General features: G+C 71.7%; 18 protein-coding genes. 13 read left to right on the top strand and 5 right to left on the bottom strand.

The features are described 5' to 3' along the window. Positions 1-9: 9 nt before the first annotated feature. The gene (paaN, locus tag AC068B_RS25045; RefSeq protein ID WP_478673884.1) at positions 10-1701 is read right to left on the bottom strand and encodes a phenylacetic acid degradation protein PaaN; all 1692 of its coding nucleotides are present in this window, start codon (positions 1699-1701) and stop codon (positions 10-12) included. Positions 1702-1898: 197 nt separating this feature from the next. Between paaN and AC068B_RS25050 the strand changes: the two genes are divergently transcribed. Next, the gene (locus AC068B_RS25050) at positions 1899-3410 is read left to right on the top strand and encodes a 3-hydroxyacyl-CoA dehydrogenase (RefSeq protein WP_478673885.1); all 1512 of its coding nucleotides are present in this window, start codon (positions 1899-1901) and stop codon (positions 3408-3410) included. Continuing rightward, positions 3407-4000 carry a TetR/AcrR family transcriptional regulator gene (locus tag AC068B_RS25055; RefSeq protein ID WP_356260933.1) on the top strand — a complete coding sequence of 198 codons (594 nt, stop codon included), beginning with the start codon at positions 3407-3409 and terminating at the stop codon, positions 3998-4000. The genes AC068B_RS25050 and AC068B_RS25055 overlap by 4 nt, the downstream gene beginning before the upstream one ends. Before the next feature lie 78 nt (positions 4001-4078). Here the strand turns inward: AC068B_RS25055 and AC068B_RS25060 are convergent, their stop codons facing one another. Further along, positions 4079-4618, bottom strand: a complete 540-nt coding sequence (locus AC068B_RS25060) for an Lrp/AsnC family transcriptional regulator (RefSeq protein WP_478674167.1) — start codon at positions 4616-4618, stop codon at positions 4079-4081. Between the two features lie 205 nt (positions 4619-4823). Here AC068B_RS25060 and pdhA (AC068B_RS25065) point away from each other — a divergent pair, with 205 nt between their 5' ends. The 9 genes from pdhA (AC068B_RS25065) (at position 4824) to AC068B_RS25105 (ending at position 14899) form a co-directional block, all read left to right on the top strand. Then, positions 4824-5969: a pyruvate dehydrogenase (acetyl-transferring) E1 component subunit alpha gene (gene pdhA, locus AC068B_RS25065; RefSeq protein ID WP_478673886.1), complete on the top strand. Its 1146-nt coding sequence runs from the start codon at positions 4824-4826 to the stop codon at positions 5967-5969. Next, complete coding sequence (locus AC068B_RS25070; protein WP_356260926.1) at positions 5966-6982, top strand: alpha-ketoacid dehydrogenase subunit beta; 1017 nt, start codon at positions 5966-5968, stop codon at positions 6980-6982. Before pdhA (AC068B_RS25065) ends, AC068B_RS25070 begins: the two co-directional genes overlap by 4 nt. Then, positions 6982-8505 (top strand): dihydrolipoamide acetyltransferase family protein, encoded by a 1524-nt coding sequence (locus AC068B_RS25075; protein WP_478673887.1) that lies wholly within the window; start codon positions 6982-6984, stop codon positions 8503-8505. Before AC068B_RS25070 ends, AC068B_RS25075 begins: the two co-directional genes overlap by 1 nt. 128 nt (positions 8506-8633) lie before the next feature. Then, positions 8634-9602 carry a DUF6457 domain-containing protein gene (locus AC068B_RS25080; RefSeq protein ID WP_478673888.1) on the top strand — a complete coding sequence of 323 codons (969 nt, stop codon included), beginning with the start codon at positions 8634-8636 and terminating at the stop codon, positions 9600-9602. Further along, entirely contained in the window at positions 9599-11278 is a 1680-nt protein-coding gene (locus AC068B_RS25085; protein WP_478673889.1) for a molybdopterin molybdotransferase MoeA, read from the top strand. The genes AC068B_RS25080 and AC068B_RS25085 overlap by 4 nt, the downstream gene beginning before the upstream one ends. Continuing rightward, on the top strand, positions 11275-12372 hold the full coding sequence (locus tag AC068B_RS25090; protein ID WP_478673890.1) for a potassium channel family protein: 1098 nt from the start codon (positions 11275-11277) through the stop codon (positions 12370-12372). Before AC068B_RS25085 ends, AC068B_RS25090 begins: the two co-directional genes overlap by 4 nt. A gap of 246 nt (positions 12373-12618) precedes the next feature. Then, entirely contained in the window at positions 12619-13596 is a 978-nt protein-coding gene (locus tag AC068B_RS25095) for an NAD(P)H-quinone oxidoreductase (RefSeq protein ID WP_356260915.1), read from the top strand. Positions 13597-13787: 191 nt separating this feature from the next. Further along, the gene (locus AC068B_RS25100; protein WP_478673891.1) at positions 13788-14276 is read left to right on the top strand and encodes a hypothetical protein; all 489 of its coding nucleotides are present in this window, start codon (positions 13788-13790) and stop codon (positions 14274-14276) included. Between the two features lie 77 nt (positions 14277-14353). After that, positions 14354-14899 (top strand): bacterial proteasome activator family protein, encoded by a 546-nt coding sequence (locus tag AC068B_RS25105; protein ID WP_466138810.1) that lies wholly within the window; start codon positions 14354-14356, stop codon positions 14897-14899. A gap of 98 nt (positions 14900-14997) precedes the next feature. Here AC068B_RS25105 and AC068B_RS25110 read toward each other — a convergent pair whose 3' ends face one another. Next, positions 14998-16659 carry a protein kinase domain-containing protein gene (locus AC068B_RS25110; protein WP_478673892.1) on the bottom strand — a complete coding sequence of 554 codons (1662 nt, stop codon included), beginning with the start codon at positions 16657-16659 and terminating at the stop codon, positions 14998-15000. A gap of 305 nt (positions 16660-16964) precedes the next feature. On the opposite strand from AC068B_RS25110, the gene AC068B_RS25115 reads away from it, so the two are divergent. After that, positions 16965-18530 (top strand): protein kinase domain-containing protein, encoded by a 1566-nt coding sequence (locus AC068B_RS25115; protein WP_478673893.1) that lies wholly within the window; start codon positions 16965-16967, stop codon positions 18528-18530. A gap of 30 nt (positions 18531-18560) precedes the next feature. Here the strand turns inward: AC068B_RS25115 and AC068B_RS25120 are convergent, their stop codons facing one another. Beyond that, positions 18561-18983, bottom strand: a complete 423-nt coding sequence (locus tag AC068B_RS25120) for a pyridoxamine 5'-phosphate oxidase family protein (RefSeq protein ID WP_478673894.1) — start codon at positions 18981-18983, stop codon at positions 18561-18563. Between the two features lie 102 nt (positions 18984-19085). Next, positions 19086-19748: a response regulator gene (locus AC068B_RS25125; RefSeq protein WP_478673895.1), complete on the bottom strand. Its 663-nt coding sequence runs from the start codon at positions 19746-19748 to the stop codon at positions 19086-19088. Positions 19749-20141: 393 nt separating this feature from the next. On the opposite strand from AC068B_RS25125, the gene pdhA (AC068B_RS25130) reads away from it, so the two are divergent. After that, complete coding sequence (gene pdhA, locus AC068B_RS25130; protein ID WP_468569349.1) at positions 20142-21344, top strand: pyruvate dehydrogenase (acetyl-transferring) E1 component subunit alpha; 1203 nt, start codon at positions 20142-20144, stop codon at positions 21342-21344.

The following is a 21344-nucleotide window of genomic DNA, read 5'->3' on the forward strand; positions in this document are numbered from 1 at the left end:
CGTCGAAGGTCAGGCGTCCTTACGGATCTCCACCACGCGGAAGCGGTTGGCCACGAACGCGCCGTCGCACAGTGCGGCGTTCGCCGCGGGGTTGCCGCCCGAGCCGTGGAAGTCCGAGAACGCCGCCGTCTGGTTCACATAGACGCCGCCCGTGAGGTTCAGGGACAGCTGGGCGCACTCTTCGAGGCAGGTCTCCTCGACGGCGGCGGAGATCTCCTCCGACGTCGTGTACGCCCCGACGGTCATCGCTCCCTTGTCGCGCACCGTGCGGCGCAGCAGCTCCACCGCGTCCGCCGCCGAGTCGACGGCGACCGCGAAGGAGACCGGGCCGAAGCACTCGCTCAGATAGGCGGCCTCGGCGTCCGGCTTGGCGCCGTCCAGCTTGATGATCACCGGGGTGCGGACGACGGCGTCCGGGAAGTCCGGGTTGGCGATCTCCCGCGAGGCGAGGGCGACTTCGCCGAGGCCTGCGGCCGCTTCGAGGCGTGCCTTCACATCGGGGTTGACCAGCGCGCCGAGGACGCCGTTCGCCCGGGCGTCGTCGCCGAGCAGGCCGCTCACCGAGGCCGCGAGGTCCGAGACCACGTCGTCGTACGACTTCGCGCCTGCGTCGGTCTCGATGCCGTCGCGCGGGATCAGCAGGTTCTGCGGGGTGGTGCACATCTGGCCGCTGTACAGCGACAGGGAGAAGGCGAGGTTGGCCAGCATTCCCTTGTAGTTGTCCGTCGACTCGACGACGACGGTGTTGACCCCGGCCTTTTCCGTGTAGACCTGCGCCTGACGGGCGTTGGTCTCCAGCCAGTCGCCGAAGGCCGTCGATCCCGTGTAGTCGATCAGCTTGATCTCGGGGCGGACGGCGAGCGCCTTGGCGATGCCCTCGCCGGGCCGCTCGACGGCCAGGCAGACGAGGTTCGCGTCGAAGCCCGCTTCGGCGAGGACCTCGCGGGCGATCCGCACCGTGAGCGCGAGGGGCAGGACCGCGCGCGGGTGGGGCTTGACCAGGACGGGGTTGCCGGTGGCGAGCGAGGCGAACAGGCCGGGATAGCCGTTCCACGTCGGGAAGGTGTTGCAGCCGATCATGAGCGAGATGCCGCGCGCGACGGGCGTGAACCGCTTGGTCAGCGCGATCGGGTCGCGCTTGCCCTGGGGCTTGGTCCACTCGGCCGCGTCGGGGGTGCGGGTCTGCTCCACATACGCATAGGCGACCGCTTCCAGGCCGCGGTCCTGGGCGTGCGGGCCGCCCGCCTGGAAGGCCATCATGAAGGCCTGGCCGCTGGTGTGCATGACCGCGTGCGCGAACTCGTGCGTGCGGGCGCTGATGCGCGACAGGATCTCCAGACAGACCGCCGCGCGCACTTCCGCGCCCGCGTCGCGCCAGGCGCGCATTCCGGCGCGCATGGCGGGCAGCAGGGTGTCGATGTCCGGGTGGGGATACGTGATCCCCAACTCCGGCCCGTACGGAGAGACTTCGCCGCCGACCCAGTCGTCCGTGCCGGGCTGGTCGAGGTCAAAACGGGTGCCCTGGAGGGCGTCGAAGGCGGCTTTTCCTTCGGGCAGGCTCAGGCTGCCGCCCTCCCCGTACGCCTTGGGGTGCTCGGGGTGGGGGGACCAGTACGCACGCGTGCGGATGGTCTCCAGCGCCTGGTCGAGGGTGGGCCGGTGCTTGGCGATCAGCTGGTTCGCGGTGGGTTCGGCGGCCATGACGGGACCAACTCCTCCTCGGGCAGCTCTTCATCGAGCTGGCGAGCTGGGCAGGGACGGTGGGCAGGAACGCTCTGACAGGGCTAGAGTAACCGAACGATCGGTCGGGACAAGAGGGTCCGTCAAACCTGTGGACAACTTCTTGACGGCCACCCCCGAACCCTGCGGCCGACGGGCCGTGCGGGAGGATCGCGAACATGACAGCACTCGAGCTCAGCAGCGCCGTTGCCGTGGTCGGTACCGGAACCATGGGGCAGGGCATCGCCCAGGTCGCCCTGGTCGCGGGCCACCCCGTGCGGCTGTACGACGCGGCGCCCGGCCGCGCTAAGGCAGCGGCCGACGCGATCGGTGTGCGCCTGGACCGGCTCGTCGAGAAGGGGAGGCTCACGGCCGAGGACCGCGCCGCGGCCGGTGCCCGGCTCGCCCCCGCCGAAAGCCTCGCGGAGCTCGCCGACTGCGGTCTCGTCGTCGAAGCGATCCTTGAGCAACTGGAGGTCAAGCAGCGGCTGTTCCAGGACCTCGAAGAGGTCGTCGCCGAGGACTGTCTGCTGGCCACCAACACCTCGTCCCTCTCCGTGACCGCCATCGCGGGCGCCCTGCGCGGTCCGGGACGCTTCGTCGGCCTGCACTTCTTCAATCCGGCGCCCCTGCTCCCCCTCGTCGAGGTCGTCAGCGGCTTCGCGACGGACGGGACGGCGGCCACGCGCGCGTACGAGACGGCCAAGGCCTGGGGGAAGACCCCGGTGCGCTGCGCGGACACCCCCGGATTCATCGTCAACCGCATCGCACGGCCCTTCTACGCCGAGGCGCTGCGCCTGTACGAGGAGCGGGTCGCCGACCCCGCCACGATCGACGCCGTCCTGCGCGAGTGCGGCGGGTTCAAGATGGGGCCCTTCGAGCTCACCGACCTCATCGGCCAGGACGTCAACGAAGCCGTCACGCGCTCCGTGTGGGAGTCCTTCTTCCAGGACCCCAAGTTCACGCCGTCGCTGGCGCAGCGCCGCCTCGTCGAGTCGCGCCGCCTCGGGCGGAAGTCGGGGCAGGGCTGGTACGCGTACGGGGACGACGTCCCGCGCGCGGAGCCGCACACCGCGCCGCCCGCGAAGGCCCCGGAGTCCGTCGCCGTGCACGGCGACCTCTTCCCGGCGGACGCGCTGAGCGGCCTCATGAGGGAGGCGGGCATCCGGGTCGGCCGCGGCAAGGGTGTGCCCAGCTACCCGGGCTTCATCGAGCTCCCCAGCGGCGCCCAGCTCGCCCTGGCCGACGGCATGGCCGCCGACGCCGCGTCGGAGCCCACCATCCACTTCGACCTCGCGCTGGACTACCGTGCCGCGACCAGGGTCGCCCTCGCCCCTTCGAGCAGGGTGGACGAGCAGTCCCTGAAGGAGGCGATCGGCCTCTTCCAGGTACTCGGCAAGAAGGTCAGCGTCATCGGGCACACCCCCGGGATGATCGTGGCCCGCACGGTGTGGATGCTCGTCGACTTCGCCCTGGACGCCGTCGGGCGCGAGGTCGCGGAGGCCGAGGACATCGACACCGCCATGCGGCTCGGCGTCAACTACCCCGTCGGGCCCGTCGAATGGGGCCGCCGTCTCACCACGTACCGGGTGGCAGAGGCGCTCGACGCCCTGCACGACGAGTACCCCACCGGGCGATACGCGCCCTCCCAGGCACTGCGGCGCCAAGCCGTGCGAGAGGAGTACTCATGACCACCGCCCGGCGCGACACGTACACCCCGGAGACGCTCCTGAGCGTGGCCGTGCGGGTCTTCAACGAGCGCGGCTACGACGGCACGTCCATGGAGCACCTCTCCAAGGCGGCCGGCATCTCCAAGTCCTCGATCTACCACCACGTGGCGGGCAAGGAAGAGCTGCTGCGCCGCGCCGTGAGCCGGGCCCTGGACGGTCTCTTCGGGATCCTCGCCGAGGAGCACGCGCGCGTGGGCAGTGCGGTGGAGCGTCTCGAGTACGTGACGCGCCGCACCGTCGAGGTGCTGGTCGCCGAGCTGCCCTATGTGACGCTGCTGCTGCGGGTGCGCGGCAACACGGACACCGAGCGCTGGGCGATGGAGCGGCGCAGGGACTTCGACCAGCAGGTGGCGGCGCTGCTCAAGGAGGCCGTCGCCGACGGTGACCTGCGCTCCGACATCGAACTGCGGCTGGCGACCAGGCTGCTCTTCGGAATGATCAACTCCATCGTGGAGTGGTACCGGCCCGAGAGCCGGGGGGCCGCCAATGGCGAGCAGGTCGCCGACGCGGTCGTGCAGCTGGCCTTCGCGGGGCTGCGCACCGAACGCTGAGTCCGGCCTCGGCCGCGCGCCGGGGGGCGTGGACCCGCCGGGCCGCAGGGATCCGCCGGGCTGCCGTACCCCGTCGGGTCAGTTCTCCGGCTCCATGTCGTCCTCCTCGAAGACCAGCAACGTACGCGTGCTGAGTACTTCGGGGATGGACTGCAGCCGGGTCAGCACCAGTTCGCGCAGCGCCCGGTTGTCCGGCGTGTGCACCAGGAGCAGTACGTCGAAGTCGCCGCTGACCAGCGCGATGTGGGACGCACCGGGAAGTGCGCGCAGATGCTCGCGCACCGTGCGCCAGGTGTTCTGGACGATCTTGAGCGTGATGTACGCGGACGCGCCCTGCCCGGCGCGTTCGTGGTTGATGCGCGCCCCGAAGCCCCGGATGACGCCGTCGTCGATGAGGCGGTTGATGCGTGCGTACGCGTTGGCCCGTGACACATGGACCCGTTCGGCCACGGAGCGTATCGACGCGCGACCGTCCGTGTGCAGGATCTGCAGGATGTCGCGGTCGATGGCGTCCAGCGGCCGGGGATCCGCGGTCCGGGGGTCCGGGACGCGTGGCTCCGGGATGTGGGACTCGGGGGCGCGCGGCTCCGGGCGGTCGCCGTCCGGCCCCTCGGCCATTCGTTCAGATGCCATGTCCCCCCGCCTCCCTACCATGGACGTACTGCATCTATCCCAGGCTGTGCAGAACCGTTTGTCCACAGCCTGGAGGTGCCTGTAGCCAAAATGTGCCGACGACCGAACAATCGGTAGGTGAGGCGCATCACGTCAGCGCGCCTCTTTTGCCGCTCCCACGAGGAGACCGCTTCCCACAGGAGGTGCCGTCATGACGGTCATGGAGCAGCGGGGCGCCTACCGGCCCAGCCCGCCCCCCGCTTGGCAGCCCAGGACCGACCCCGCGCCGCTGCTGCCGGACGCGGAGCCCTATCGCGTCCTCGGCACCGATGCCGCCGAGAAGGTCGACCCCGAGCTGCTGCGCCGGCTCTATGCAGAGCTGGTGCGCGGCCGCCGGTACAACGCGCAGGCGACGGCACTGACGAAGCAGGGCAGGCTCGCGGTCTATCCCTCGAGCACCGGCCAGGAGGCGTGCGAGATCGCCGCCGCGCTCGCCCTCGAGGAGCGGGACTGGCTCTTCCCCAGTTACCGGGACACCCTCGCGGTCGTCGCCCGCGGCCTCGACCCCGCAAGCGCGCTGACGCTGCTGCGCGGCGACTGGCACACCGGGTACGACCCGCGCGAGCACCGCATAGCGCCCCTGAGCACCCCCCTTGCGACCCAGCTCCCGCACGCCGTGGGCCTCGCGCACGCGGCCCGGCTCAAGGGCGACGACGTCGTCGCGCTCGCCATGGTCGGCGACGGCGGCACCAGCGAGGGCGACTTCCACGAGGCGCTGAACTTCGCCGCGGTGTGGCAGGCCCCTGTGGTCTTCCTCGTGCAGAACAACGGCTTCGCGATCTCCGTGCCGCTCGCCAAGCAGACCGCGGCCCCCTCCCTCGCCCACAAGGCCGTGGGATACGGCATGCCGGGTCGCCTGGTGGACGGCAACGACGCGGCGGCGATGCACGAGGTGCTGGGCGAAGCGGTCGCCCGCGCGCGTGAGGGCGGCGGCCCGACCCTCGTCGAAGCCGTGACGTACCGCATGGAAGCCCACACGAACGCCGACGACGCCACGCGTTACCGGCAGGACACCGACGTCGACGCCTGGCGCGACCACGACCCGATCCTGCTCCTGGAGCAGGAGCTGACGGAGCGCGGACTCCTGGACGACGACATGAAGCGACGGGCGGGCGAGGACGCCGAGGCCATGGCCGCCGATCTGCGCGAGCACATGAACCAGGAGCCCGTGCTCGACCCCATGGACCTCTTCACGCACGTGTACGCCGAGCAGACCTCCCAACTCAGGGAGCAGGCGGCACAGTTGCGGGCCGAGCTCGAAGTGGCCTCGGAAGAGGCGGAGGAGGAAGCGCGATGACCACGGTCGCGGCGAAGCCGGTCACCAAACCGGCCACCATGGCGCAGGCGCTCGGGCGCGCGCTGCGGGACTCGATGGCCGAGGACCCGTCCGTCCACGTCCTCGGAGAGGACGTCGGAGCGCTCGGCGGTGTCTTCCGGGTCACCGACGGGCTCGCCAAGGAGTTCGGCGAGGACCGTTGCACGGACACGCCGCTGGCCGAGGCCGGGATCCTCGGCGCGGCGGTCGGCATGGCGATGTACGGGCTGCGGCCCGTCGTGGAGATGCAGTTCGACGCCTTCGCCTATCCCGCCTTCGAGCAGTTGATCTCGCACGTGGCGCGGATGCGGAACCGCACGCGCGGCGCGCTGCCGCTCCCCATCACCGTGCGCGTGCCCTACGGCGGCGGCATCGGCGGCGTCGAGCACCACAGCGACTCCTCCGAGGCGTACTACATCGCGACGCCTGGCCTGCACGTCGTCACCCCGGCCACGGTCTCCGATGCCTACGGCCTGCTGAGGGCCTCCATCGCCTCCGACGACCCCGTCATCTTCCTGGAGCCGAAGCGGCTGTACTGGTCGAAGGCCGAGTGGAACCCGGACGCCCCGGCGACCGTTGAACCGATAGGCCGCGCGGCGGTGCGGCGCGCCGGGCGCAGCGCCACGCTCATCACGTACGGGCCGTCCGTGCCCGTCTGCCTGGAGGCGGCCGAGGCCGCCCGCGCCGAGGGCTGGGACCTCGAAGTGGTCGATCTGCGCTCCCTGGTGCCGTTCGACGACGAGACGGTCGCCGCGTCCGTGCGGCGGACCGGGCGGGCCGTCGTCGTCCATGAGTCGGGCGGCTTCGGCGGCCCCGGCGGCGAGATCGCCGCGCGGGTCACCGAGCGGTGCTTCCACCATCTGGAGGCTCCGGTGCTGCGGGTCGCGGGCTTCGACATCCCGTATCCGCCGCCGATGCTGGAGAAGCACCATCTCCCGGGCGTCGACCGGATCCTGGACGCGGTCGCGCGGCTGCAGTGGGAGGCGGACAGCTGATGGCTCAGGTCCTCGAATTCAAGCTGCCCGACCTCGGGGAAGGGCTGACGGAGGCGGAAGTCGTCCGCTGGCTCGTCGAGGTCGGCGACGTCGTGGCGGTGGACCAGCCGGTCGTCGAGGTCGAGACGGCCAAGGCGATGGTCGAGGTGCCGTGTCCCTACGGAGGCGTGGTCACGGCCCGCTTCGGTGAGGAAGGCACGGAACTGCCGGTGGGCGCACCGCTGTTGACGGTCGCGGTGGGAGCGGAGCCCGGCGGTGCGGTTTCGGGCGGTGCGGTTTCGGGCGGGGCGCCCGAGGAGCCTGCCGAGCGGGCGCTGCAGACAGCCGCGGAGCACGCTGCCGCCGAGCAGGTCGCCGAGGAGCCCTCAGGGAACGTGCTGGTCGGGTACGGGACGGCTGCGGCGCCTGCGCGGCGGCGTCGGGTTCGGTCCGTGCGGGTCTCCGCCCCGGCGACCCCCGCTCCGGCTGCGCCCGCCCCGCCCGCTCCGGCTGCGCCCGCCCCGTCCGCTCCGGCTGCGCCCGCCGCGCCCGCTTCCGATGGGCCGGTTCCGGTGATCTCGCCCCTCGTGCGCAAGCTGGCGCGGGAGAACGACGTGGATCTGCGCAGCCTGGTGGGGTCCGGTCCTGACGGGCTGATCCTGCGGGCGGATGTCGAGTCCGCCGTCGAGGCGGGCCGGGCGGCGGCGCGGGCCGGGGCCTCCGACGAGGCACGCACGCGGGCGCGCAAGGCGGCCGTTCGGGAGGACGACGAGCTGATCCGCGCGGGGCGTCACGAAGCACGGCAGAGCGTGGCGGCCGGGGAGGAGCCGCGCAAGGCAGGCCTCTACTCCCGGCACCCGCTGACCGGACTCCGCGGCCTCGTCGCCGACAAGATGTCCCGCAGCCGCCGCGAGATACCGGAGGCGACCTGCTGGGTCGACGCCGACGCGACCGAGCTGCTGGCGACCCGCAAGGCCATGAACGACGCGATGACGGAACGCGACGGCCAGAAGGTGTCGCTGCTCGCGCTCCTCGCGCGCATCAGCGTGGCTGCCCTCACCCGCTTCCCGGCGCTCAACTCCGCCGTGGACATGGAGGCGCGTGAGGTGCGGCAGTTCGCCGACATCCACCTCGGCTTCGCCGCGCAGACCCCGCGCGGCCTGGTCGTCCCGGTGGTGCGGCACTCCCAGTCACGGTCGACCGACTCGATCAACGCGGAGCTGATCCGGCTCACGGAGTCCGCGCGCGCGGGAACACTCACGCCGGGGGAGCTCACCGGAGGCACCTTCACCCTCAACAACTACGGGGTGTTCGGGGTCGACGGCTCCACGCCGATCATCAACCACCCCGAGGCGGCCATGCTGGGAGTGGGCCGGATCGTGCCCAAGCCGTGGGTGCACCAGGGGGAGTTGGCGGTGCGGCACGTCGTGCAGTTGTCGCTCACCTTCGACCACCGGGTGTGCGACGGCGGTACGGCGGGTGGCTTCCTGCGGTACGTGGCGGACTGCGTCGAGCAGCCTGCGGTGCTGCTGCGCTCCGTGTGACGGGTTCCGGCATGAGGTGCGGGTCGGAAGCCGGGCGGGAGCCGGGGCGGGGCACGTGACGTAAGTCCCTTGCCTGTAGGGCCCTTCGCGGGGGTGTCAATGATCCTTCGTATGCCCATACTCGGGGTGTGACCACGAAAGAGGGCGGCCCGTACGACGCCGTCGTGCTCGCCGGGGGCGGCGCCGCCCGGCTCGGCGGCGCGGACAAGCCGGGGGTGCGGGTCGGCGGCCGGACGCTGATCGACCGTGTGCTCGCGGCCTGCTCCGGCGCCGGGACGACCGTCGTGGTGGCCGCGCCACGGCCGACCGCGCGCCCCGTCGTATGGGCACGCGAGGAGCCCGCGGGCGGCGGCCCCCTGGCCGCGCTCGGCGCGGGGCTCGCGCGCACGACGGCGGAGCGGGTGGTCGTGCTCTCCGCCGACCTGCCGTTCCTGGGCGAGCAGACGGTACGCCGACTCCTCGCCGCGCTGACCGAGAGCGGGCCGGACGGGCCGGACGGGCCGGACGGGCCGGACGGGCCGGACGGGGTGGAGGGTGCGGTCCTCACCGACCCCGACGGCCGTGACCAGCCACTCGTCGCCGCCTACCGCCGCGACGCGCTCCTGCGGGAGATCGCCGTGCTCGACGAGCGGGACGGCCACGGGGGCGGCGGGCTCGCCGGGCTGCCCCTGCGCCGCCTCACCGGGCGGCTCGTCCTCACCCGGGTCGCCGACCCCCTCGCCGCTTTCGACTGCGACACCTGGGACGACATCGCCTCCGCCAGGGCGCGGATCAGGGAGCATGGCAACGTGTTGGATGAATGGATTTCCGCAGTCAAGGACGAGCTGGGCATCGAGCTCGACGTCGACACCGGCGCCCTCCTGGACCTCGCTCGTGACGCCGCGCACGGCGTCGCCAGGCCCGCGGCGCCGCTGACCACGTTCCTCGTCGGGTACGCGGCGGCGCAGGCCGCGGCGCGCGGCGGAGCGGCGGGCGGTGCCGAGGCGGTGGCCGAGGCGACCCGCAGGGCCGCGGCCCTCGCGGCCCGCTGGGCGGACGAGGACCAGCAGGACGCGAAGCCCGGCTCCGCGGCCGGTACGCCTCCGGACGCCGGATGACCGGGCAGCCCGCCTCGGACGCCGAGCTCGACGAGGCGCTCGCCCTGGTGAACGGGCACCGCGACGCCCACGACGTCCCCGCGCACCGGCCGACACCGGGCTCGGCGCCGCCCCCGCCCCCCACGCAGGCATCGGCCCCGGCCCCGGGCCCCGCCCCGGCATCCACCCCCGCCGCCCGCTCCGCCACCGCGCACCCCACGACGCACCCCTCAACACGCCCCTCCACACCCCCCACCGCATCCCCCGACGGCTCCCCCGCCAGGGAAAAGCACCGCGACATCACCCCCTGGCCCGACGCCCGCGCCCGAGCGCAGCGGGCCGCCCCCGGACCCGGCACCGAGCCCGTCGGCGTACCGCTGCACCGGGCCCTCGGCCTGATCCTCGCCGCGCCGCTCGCCGCCCTCACGGACCTGCCGTCCTTCGACACCTCCGCGATGGACGGCTGGGTCGTCGCGGGCCCAGGCCCCTGGGACGTACGGGCCGACGGGATCCTTGCCGGACATGCCCGGCCGGACGCGCTCTCCGACGGCGAGGCGGTCCGCATCGCGACGGGTGCCCGGGTCCCGCAGGACGCCACCGCCGTGCTGCGCAGCGAGCACGGCAGGACCGACGGCAAGGGCACCGACAAGGGCAGACTGCACGCCCTGCGCGACGTGGTCACCGGCCAGGACATCCGTCCGCGCGGCCAGGAGTGCCGGTCCGGCGACCACCTCCTGCCCGCCGGAGCCCTGGTGACCCCTGCCGTGCTCGGGCTGGCCGCGGCCGCCGGGTACGACACGTTGCCGGTGTTCCGCAGGCCCCGCGCCGAAGTCCTGGTCCTGGGCGACGAGTTGCTGACGGAGGGCCTCCCACGCGAGGGGCTCATCCGTGACGCCCTCGGCCCGATGCTGCCGCCGTGGCTGCACGCGCTGGGCGCCGAGGTGATCGCCGTCCGGCGGCTCGGTGACGACGCCGATGCCCTCCACGACGCGATCACGGCCTCCACCGCCGACCTGATCGTCACGACGGGCGGCACCGCGTCGGGCCCGGTCGACCACGTCCACCCCACCCTGCGCCGGATCGGCGCCGAACTGCTCGTGGACGGCGTCGCGGTGCGCCCCGGGCACCCCATGCTGCTGGCCCGCATCCGGCCCGGCCGGTACCTCGTCGGCCTGCCCGGCAATCCGCTCGCCGCGGTGTCCGGCCTGCTCACACTGGCCGAGCCCCTGCTGCGTACGCTCTCGGGCCGCGCGGCAGGCTGCGGCGGGCCCGCCACGTACACCGCACCCCTGCGCGACGGCGTCCAGGGGCACCCGCACGACACCCGTCTCGTTCCCGTCGCCCTGCGCGCCGAGCGGGCCGTGCCGCTGCACTTCAACGGCCCGGCGATGCTGCGCGGGATCGCGGCCGCCGACGGGCTCGCCGTCGTGCCGCCCGGCGGGGCGCGGGAGGGCAGGGAACTGGAGGTTCTGGACCTGCCGTGGGCGGTTCCTGAGGTGGGCACCGGAACCGGCGCGGGCGCGGCTTTGTACGGTGGTCCGATGGACGGGGGTCAGGCCGAGGAGCAAGCAGGTTTCACGGCCGGAGCTGGAACTGGAGCTGGAGCCGGAATCGGCGCTGGAACCGGAGCCGGGCCCGAGGCGGGGGCTGGGCCCGGGGATGGGGCAGTCGTAGACGGCGAGGAGCGTTTCACGTGAAACTTCCCGGGCATGACGCCATCGCGCGTCACCCCGAAGAGCAGCACACGACACACCGCATCAAACTGCCGCAGCGCAAGGTCGAGCGCCCGTTGCGCCAGGTCACCCGCCGTCTCGCGATGGCACTGCTGGTGCTCGCTCTGACGACCTTCCTCGTCTGGGTCGACCGCGAGGGTTACCACGACAACTCGGACAACGGGGTCGACTTCCTCGACGCCGCGTACTACGCGACGGTCACGCTCTCCACCACCGGGTACGGCGACATCGTCCCGTACAGCGACAGCGCCCGGCTCACCAACATCCTTATGATCACGCCGCTGCGCGTGCTCTTCCTGATCATCCTGGTCGGCACGACCCTCGAAGTGCTCACGGAACGGACGCGTGAGGAATGGCGTCTGTCCCGCTGGAGGTCCAACTTGCGTGAACACACTGTCGTCGTCGGCTTCGGCACGAAGGGTCGCTCCGCGATCCAGACGGTCTGCGCGACCGGCCTGAAGCCGGAGCAGATCGTGGTGGTCGACCCCAGCGCGAAGGTCGTCGACGCGGCCACGGCGGAGGGGTTCGCGGGCGTCATCGGCGACGCGACGCGCAGCGACGTGCTGCTCCGCGCCGAGGTGCAGCGGGCCCGCCAGATCATCATCGCGACGCAGCGCGACGACACGGCGGTCCTGGTCGCCCTCACCGCCCGGCAGCTGAACCGCGGGGCGAAGATCGTGGCCGCGGTCCGCGAGGAGGAGAACGCGCCGCTGCTGCGCCAGTCCGGTGCCGACGCCGTGATCACCAGCGCCAGCGCGGCGGGACGGCTGCTCGGTCTCTCCGTGCTGAGCCCGAGCGCGGGCATGGTCATGGAGGACCTGATCCAGCAGGGCAGCGGCCTCGACCTCGTCGAACGCCCGGTGATAAAGGCCGAGGTGGGGCTGAACGTGCGGGAGACGGACGACCTGGTCGTGAGTGTCGTACGAGGGCACCGCGTGCTCGGATACGACGATCCGGCCGTCGGCAAGCTGGAGTTGACGGACCGTCTGATCACGATCGTCCGGGCGTCCCCCGGCACGACGGTCGCCCCGGACATCAAGCCGCTGCGCCCGAACTGAGACGGCGCGGGCCCGCGGGCGGCTCCCTCGCACGGACCTGCGGCCTGCGGCCGGACCCGGACCCGCGCCGCCCGCTCCCGCACCCGCACCCGGACCCGCGCCGCCCGCTCCCGCACCCGGGCCCGCGCCGCCCGGACCCGCACCCGGGCCCGCGCCGCCCGGACCCGCTCCCGCACCCGGACCCGCGCCGCCCGGACCCGCTCCCGCACCCGGCCCTTCACGGCGTACGCGAGTAGCCTCGCCAGCATGTATGCGATCACGATCCCCGAACCCGGTGGCCCCGAAGCGCTCGTCTGGGCCGAGGTCCCCGATCCCGTGCCCGGCGAGGGCGAGGTGCTGGTCGAGGTCGCGGCCAGCGCCGTGAACCGCGCCGATCTGCTGCAGCGGCAGGGCTTCTACAACCCGCCGCCCGGCGCCTCCCCGTACCCCGGTCTTGAGTGCTCGGGCCGGATCACCGCGCTCGGCACCGGCGTCTCCGGCTGGTCGGTCGGTGACGAGGTGTGCGCGCTGCTCTCCGGCGGCGGCTACGCGGAGCAGGTCGTCGTCCCGGCCGGTCAGCTGCTGCCCGTGCCCGACGGCGTCGACCTCGTCACGGCGGCCGCGCTGCCCGAGGTCACCTCGACCGTGTGGTCCAACGTCTTCATGATCGCCCACCTCAGGCCCGGCGAGACGCTGCTCGCGCACGGCGGTTCGAGCGGCATCGGCACCATGGCGATCCAGCTCGCCAAGGCCGTCGGCGCGAAGGTCGCCGTCACGGCGGGCAGCAAGGAGAAGCTGGCGTTCTGCGGCGAGTTGGGGGCCGACATCCTCATCAACTACCGCGAGCAGGACTTCGTTGAGGAGATCGAGCGCGCGACGGACGGCTCCGGCGCGGACGTCATCCTCGACAACATGGGCGCGAAGTACCTCGACCGCAATGTGCGCGCCCTCGCCGTCAACGGCCGTCTCGCGATCATCGGCATGCAGGGCGGCGCCAAGGGCGAGCTGAACATCGGCGCGCTGCTCACGAAGCGGGCCGCCGTCACCGCCACCTCGCTCCGTGGCCGCCCGGCCGCGGAGAAGGCGTCGATCGTGGCGGCGGTGCGGGAGCACGTCTGGCCGCTGATCGGCGGGGGCCATGTGCGGCCCGTCGTGGACCGGACGGTGCCGATGCACGACGCGGCGGCGGCGCACCGGGTCCTGGAGGAGAGCAGCCACATCGGCAAGGTGCTGCTCACGCGCTAGCCGGACGGGCGGTTCCCCGCGCCCCTCGGGGCGCGGGCCAGCCCCCAGCCAGCCCCCAGCCAGCCCCCAGCCAGCCCCCAGCCAGCCCCCAGCCAGCCCCCAGCCAGCCCCCAGCCAGCCCCCAGCCAGCCCCCAGCCTGCCCCTCCCTGACCGAGATGCCGGATGTGTCGCCCCATGTGACGCTGGTCCGGTGAAGGCTTCCTGGGCGGGCCGTCGCGCGACCCGAGTGGTCGCTGCCGTGGGCGCGGTCGTGATCATGCTCGTGAGCGCGGCGCTCCTCGCGGTCCTTGCGGCGGGCGTACCCGCCCTCGCCGCGTACGCCGCCCCCGACTCCCCACCTGGCTCCGTCCCCGGCTCCGCTTCCGGCTCCACCGTGACGACCGTCGACGAGACCTCGCGCGCCGGGAGCTCCGCGGGCGAGGGCCGCGAACGGCCCGGCGGGGCCCAGCCGCCCATCCTGGACCCGCCGCCCGTGCCCTACACGCCGCCCCCGGCCACCCCGCCCCCGCGGCACCCGAGGCCGACCCCCGCCGTGCACCGGGACACCGCATCCGACCCCACCGAACGGACGCCGGTCGGCCCCGTGCTCCCCAACCTCCGCGTCCTGCCGCTCGGCGGCTGTCTGGTCCTCATCGGCCTCGGACTCGGCTTCCTGGGGCTGCGGCTGCGCCGTGGCTGAGACAGGCTCTGGGGGTGGATCAGCAGCGATCGGGGGCACCACCGATGTGTGAAGTACGGGTGCGAGAGAATGGCGGCATGGAGATGCCGAGGAACGAACGGTCGCCGGAGAGCCCCCAGGTCCTGGTCGTGGGCCAGGACGGAATGGCTCTCGGTGGCGGCGGAGACGATGAATCCCGCGAGGTCCCGGTGACGGAGATGGTCGAACAGCCGGCCAAGGTGATGCGCATCGGCAGCATGATCAAGCAGCTGCTCGAGGAGGTGCGCGCGGCTCCTCTCGACGAGGCGAGCCGGGTCCGCCTCAAGGAGATCCACGCCAGCTCGGTCAAGGAACTCGAGGACGGCCTCGCCCCCGAGCTGGTCGAGGAGCTGGAGCGGCTCTCCCTGCCCTTCACCGAGGAGGCGACGCCGAGCGACGCGGAGCTGCGGATCGCGCAGGCGCAGCTGGTCGGCTGGCTGGAGGGCCTCTTCCACGGGATCCAGACGACGCTGTTCGCGCAGCAGATGGCGGCGCGGGCCCAGCTGGAGCAGATGCGCCGGGCGCTGCCGCCGGGCGTGGGCGGCGGCGAGGAGGAGGAAGAGGGCGGCGGCATCGCGGGCCGCACGGGAGGCCCTTACCTGTAACCCGCCAAGAACCGGCTTTACCCGCTGTACGCAGAGGGGCTCGGCACGCGGAATGCGTACCGAGCCCCTCTGCGTATACGTAAGAAGGCGGGCCAGGACTAGGCCGGATTGCCCGACGAAACGTCGAACTGGAGCTCAAGGCCCTTCGGGTCGACCTCCGTGCCTTCCTTCGGGGTCTGGCGCATGACCGTGTCCTCGCCGTAGGCGTTCTCGTTGACCTTGCGCTTGTCGAAGCTCCAGCCCGCCGACTGCAGGCAGGAAAGGACCGACTTCCAGTCCTTGAAGGTGAAGTCGGGGACCTTGATCTTGTCCTCGTCGTTGTACCCGACCTCGGGCTCCGTGCACTTCTCGGTTTCCATCGTCATGGTGCGGTTGGGGCCCTTGTGACCCGCCACCGGCTGCTTCGACTTGTCGCCGCTGGCTTCCTTGTCGCCGTCGCCGCCGCTCATCGTCAGGGCGGTGATCAGGCCGCCGATCGCGATGAGCGCGACGACGATCGAGCCGACGATCACCGGCATGTTCCGCTTGCCGCCACCAGAGCCGCCGGAGCCGCCCGCGCCGCCCGCGCTGCTCGGGGACGTCGCCGTGGCGGGCTGCGGCGCGAGGTTGTACGGCGGCGGGGTGTGCGCGCCCTGCTGCGGGGCGTACGCGTTGACGGGCGGCGGGGTCTGGTAGCCGCCCTGCTGCGGGTAGCCGTAACCCGGCGTGGGCGCGGGCGTGGGGGCCGGGGTGGCGGGACCGTACGAACCCGGCTGGTACGGCGTCTGGACGGCGCCGCTCTGCGGCATCGAGGTGTCTACCGGCGGGAAGACCGCGGCGCCGACGCCCGCACCGCTGGTCGTCTGCGCGCCCGGCACGATGCTGGGGGCCGAGGCCTGGAAGGACTGGGCGACGCGCAGGCACTCGTCGCGCATGGCCTCGGCGGTCGGGAAGCGCTCGTTCGGGTTCTTCTTCAGCGCGCGGGCGACGATCGCGTCGACCGCGGGCGGCAGGGAACGGTTGATCGAGGAGGGAGCGACCGGCTCCTCCTGCACGTGCGCGTACGCGATGGCGAGCGGCGAGTCCGCCTCGAACGGCAGCCGTCCGGTGGTCAGCTGGAACAGCATGATGCCGACCGAGTACAGGTCGGAGCGGGCGTCGACGCCGCGGCCCAGGGCCTGTTCCGGGGAGAGGTACTGCGGGGTGCCGACGACCATGCCGGTCTGGGTCATGGAGGTGACGCCGGACTGCATGGCGCGGGCGATGCCGAAGTCCATGACCTTCACGACGTTGCGCTTGGTCATCATCACGTTGCCGGGCTTGATGTCGCGGTGGACCAGGCCCATCTCGTGGCTGATCTCCAGGGCCGCGAGCACATCGGCGGTGATCTTCAGCGCCTGGTCGCTCGGCATCGCGCCGAACTGGGTGACGGACGCGTCGAGCACGGAGCCGAGCGGCTTGCCCTCGACGTACTCCATGACGATGTACGGCATCGTCGCGCCGTCCAGGTCGTCCTCGCCGGTGTCGAAGACCGACACGATGTTGGTGTGCGTGAGCTTCGCCACCGACTGGGCCTCGCGGCGGAAGCGCTCGCGGAAGGACTGTTCGCGGCCGAGTTCGGTGTGCAGTGTCTTGATTGCGACGTGACGGTCGAGCACGGTGTCGTAGGCGAGGTGCACCGACGCCATGCCGCCCTCGCCCAGCAGATCACGCAGTTGGTAGCGGCCACCGGCCAGCGAACGCCCCGCGTACCGCCCCTGTGCGCCGTCCTGGCTGCTCATCTCGTGCGTCCCCCATCGGCGCGGTTGCCGGACGGCTCCGCGGCTGGTGATCGATTACCGCTATTCCAGGCCAAGTCTGCCCCAGGACGATGACGCGTCAAGCTCGGTGCCCGTTCCGTGACCGTACGCGCAAGAAGCGTCTCGGAAGCGTTACAAGTTTGCGCACGGGACCCCCGGGCGGCTTTGATGTCCGGTCCACGCCGGACCGGCGGGTGGCGCGAAGGCTGTAGCGTGGCCGACTGAGTACCCCGTATCGCGACGTACTCGGCACCAAGTACCACGACCAGAAACGACGGCGAGGACTGATGGCACAGACGCAGCGCGCTCAGGGCCCGTCCGACCCCGAGGCGACTGGCGGCGGTATGTCAGACGCGCCTGAATTGTGGGGCAACGGCGGGCTCGTCGGTGACGGCCGGTACCGGCTGACCCACAGACTCGGCCGGGGCGGCATGGCCGAGGTTTTCGCGGCCGAGGACGTACGTCTCGGCCGCACCGTCGCGGTCAAGCTGCTCCGCTCCGACCTCGCTGAGGACCCGGTCTCCAAGGCGCGTTTCACGCGTGAGGCACAGTCCGTGGCGGGGCTCAATCACCACGCTGTGGTCGCGGTGTACGACTCCGGTGAAGACGCCGTCGGGCCGAACGTCGTCCCGTACATCGTCATGGAGATCGTCGAGGGCCGGACGATCCGCGATCTGCTGATCAACGCGGAAGCACCGGGTCCGGAGCAGGCGCTCATCATCGTGTCGGGCGTCCTCGAAGCCCTGGCCTATTCGCACCAGCACGGCATCGTGCACCGCGACATCAAGCCCGCGAACGTGATCATCACCAACGCCGGTGCGGTGAAGGTGATGGACTTCGGCATCGCCCGCGCCCTGCACGGCGCGCAGTCGACGATGACGCAGACCGGCATGGTCATGGGCACGCCCCAGTACCTCTCGCCCGAGCAGGCGCTCGGCAAGGCGGTCGACCACCGCTCCGACCTGTACGCGACCGGCTGTCTCCTCTACGAACTCCTCGCGCTGCGGCCCCCGTTCACCGGTGAGACGCCGCTCTCCGTGGTCTACCAGCACGTCCAGGACCAGGCCGTGCCGCCGTCCGAGGTCTCGGACGCGGCGCCGCCGGAGCTGGACGGGCTCGTCATGCGCTCCCTCGCCAAGGACCCGGACGACCGGTTCCAGACCGCCGAGGAGATGCGCGGCCTCGTCCAGTACGGGCTGCAGATGCTCAACGAGCAGGGCAGCCACACGGGGACCTGGAACACCGGGCCCGTGGCGATGCACGAGGGCGGCAACACCCCGGCCATGGGCGTCGCGGGCACCACCGCGATGGCGCATCCGGACTCCGGCACCGCGCAGATCCCCGGCCCCATGCTGCGTCCGCCGGGCGACGACGGCGGCTTCGACGGCGGGCACCGCGGCGGCAAGGGCGGCCGCGGCAAGATGTGGATCTTCGCCGTGCTCGCGGTGATCGCCATCGTGGTGGGTGTGGCGTTCGCGCTGAACGCGGGCGACAAGAAGGACGACAAGGACCGGCCGAAGTCTCCCGCGACGAAGCAGTCGCAGTCGAAGGAGCCGAGCAAGAGCGCGGACGAGGAGACGTCGGACGAGACGTCGGACCCGGACACGGGCACCGGCGGCGAGACGGACTACACCGAGCCGACGAACCGGCCGACCAACCCGACGTACCCGACGTCGCGTCCGACGACGCCCACCGGGGACCCGACGACGCCCACCGGGGATCCGTCCACGCCCACCGGGGAACCGACCGAGCCGACCGACAAGCCGACCGAGCCGACGGGCGACCCGACCGATCCCGGTGGCGACGACGAGGGCGCGGGCAACGGCGGCAACGAGGGCGAAAGCGGCGCCTGAGCCGCCGGGCCGGTCCTGCCGCCGGACGGTCTACAGGATGTGCTGGAGCTGCCGGTCATGCCCGGCGTACAGCCGGTGGACCGTGCTGAACTGCGGCTCTATCCGCAGATAGACCGGATCGAAGAGCTCGCCGTCCACATAGTGCGGGGTGGGTCCGAAGAGTTCGAGCTCGGCATTGGTCGGCTCGACCCGGTCGCAGACGCCGACGAACTGGACGGTCCACTGGCCGTCCTTCGCGCTCGCCACGTTCAGGTTGTCCGCGCCGTACGCGACGACGCTGCCGACGCAGGCCTCGTGGTAGCCGTATCCCTTGTGCATGCGCAGCAGGACCTTGCCGTCCACCACGATGTGCCGGGCCGCAGCGAGGAAGGGCAGCGCGCGCATGCTGGTCGCCACGCGGCCGTAGTCGGTGCGGCGGAGCAGTTCGAAGGCGAGCTGTTCGTCGGTGGGCATGACCCCACCTTGGTTCATGGACAGGGTGTCGGAAAAGGGGATCCCGCCCCCTTAAACCGAGGACGTAAGTCCCTCAACCGGTGACGGCTCCTTGCCGTCGCGTCAGTGCTGCCGCTCCGCCTGCATGCGCGCCACGTACGCAGCGGCCTGGGAGCGGCGCTCCATGCCCAGCTTGGACAGCAGGCTGGAGACGTAGTTCTTGATCGTCTTCTCGGCGAGGTGCAGTCGCTCGCCGATCACGCGGTTGGTCAGGCCCTCGCCGATCAGGTCGAGGATCTTCCGCTCCTGCTCGGTGAGGTTGGCCAGTCGGTCGTCGCCCTTGGGGCTGTTGCCGTCGCGCAGCCGCTCCAGGACCCGGGCCGTGGCGACGGGGTCGAGCAGGGACTTGCCCGCGGCCACGTCCCGCACGGCGGAGAGCAGCTCATTGCCGCGGATGGCCTTGAGGACATAACCGGAGGCACCGGCCATGATCGCGTCGAAAAGGGCCTCGTCGTCGGCGAACGAGGTGAGCATCAGGCATTTGATGTCCTCGTTCTGCGAACGGATCTCGCGGCACACCTCGACACCGCTGCCGTCCGGCAGGCGCACGTCGAGCACCGCCACGTCGGGCCGCGTCGCCGGGATCCTGACCAGGGCGTCTGCCGCGGTGCCGGCCTCGCCGACCACCTCGATGTCGGACTCCACGGACAGCAGCTCATGGACTCCACGCCGGACCACTTCATGGTCGTCGAGGAGAAAAACCGTAATTTTTCCGTCTTCGCGCACGGAGCCAGTCTCACACACGATCTCTTTGAGTGCCCGTGCGGAACCCTTCCCGTCCCCGGGGTGGCCGGGATAACGTGCCGGTGTTCCGGCCCCCTGCCAGGCTGTGATCAGTGCTGTGACCAGGAAGTGTTCCCGGTTCTCTCGATTTACTCGGATATCCGAGTAGTCGACTGACAGGTAATTTACTTGGAAATCCAAGCAAATTCGCAGGTCAGATAGGGTTTCACAGAAATGGGAAGCACTGGGTAACGTGCTTTGTGCAGGGCGCTCGCCGGGGCACCTGTCACGCCTGTTCCCGGCTGAGACGCACCCACCCCGTGCGCGGGCACGGACCAGGCGAGCCGTACTGGTTTTCCCGGTAATCCCGGGGGCCGGACCGACGGAGGAGCACACGTGACCGTGGAGAGCACCGCCGCGCGCAAACAACCGCGCCGCAGCACTACCGGCGGCGGTAAGCGCGCAAGCGCCAAGAAGCCCGCGCCGCAGAAAAGCACCGAGCCCGAGCTCATTCAGCTGCTGACGCCCGAGGGCAAGCGGGTCAAGGACGCGAAGAACGCGGTGTACGACGCGTACGTCGCCGACATCACGGCGGAGGAGCTGCGCGCCCTCTACCGCGACATGGTCCTCACCCGCCGCTTCGACGCCGAGGCCACCGCCCTGCAGCGCCAGGGCGAGCTGGGCCTGTGGGCGTCGCTGCTCGGCCAGGAGGCCGCTCAGATCGGCTCGGGCCGCGCCACCCGCGACGACGACTACGTCTTCCCCACCTACCGCGAGCACGGCGTCGCCTGGTGCCGCGGGGTGGACCCGACGAACCTGCTCGGCATGTTCCGCGGCGTGAACAACGGCGGCTGGGACCCGAACAGCAACAACTTCCACCTGTACACGATCGTCATCGGCTCGCAGACCCTGCACGCCACCGGCTACGCGATGGGCGTGGCCAAGGACGGCGCGGACTCGGCCGTGATCGCGTACTTCGGAGACGGCGCCTCCAGCCAGGGCGACGTCGCCGAATCGTTCACCTTCTCCGCGGTCTACAACGCCCCGGTCGTGTTCTTCTGCCAGAACAACCAGTGGGCGATCTCCGAGCCCACCGAGAAGCAGACCCGCGTGCCGCTCTACCAGCGCGCGCAGGGCTTCGGCTTCCCCGGCGTCCGGGTCGACGGCAACGACGTGCTCGCCGTGCTCGCCGTCACCAAGTGGGCGCTGGAGCGGGCGCGTACGGGCGAGGGCCCCGCGCTCATCGAGGCGTTCACGTACCGCATGGGTGCGCACACCACCTCCGACGACCCGACCAAGTACCGCAACGACGACGAGCGGGCGGCCTGGGAGGTCAAGGACCCGATCCTGCGGCTGCGGGCCTACCTGGAGTCCGAAGGTCACGCGGATGAGGGATTCTTCGCGGAACTCGACGACGAGAGCGAAGCGTTGGGCAAGCGAGTGCGAGAGGTGGTGCGGGCGATGCCGGATCCGGATCTGATGGCGATCTTCGAGAACGTCTACGCCGACGGGCACGCCCTCGTGGACGAGGAGCGCGCCCAGTTCGCCGCCTACCAGGCGTCGTTCGCGGACGCCCCCGCCGCCGGGGAGGTCAAGTAA

The organism is Streptomyces sp. NPDC042371 (assembly GCF_056437465.1).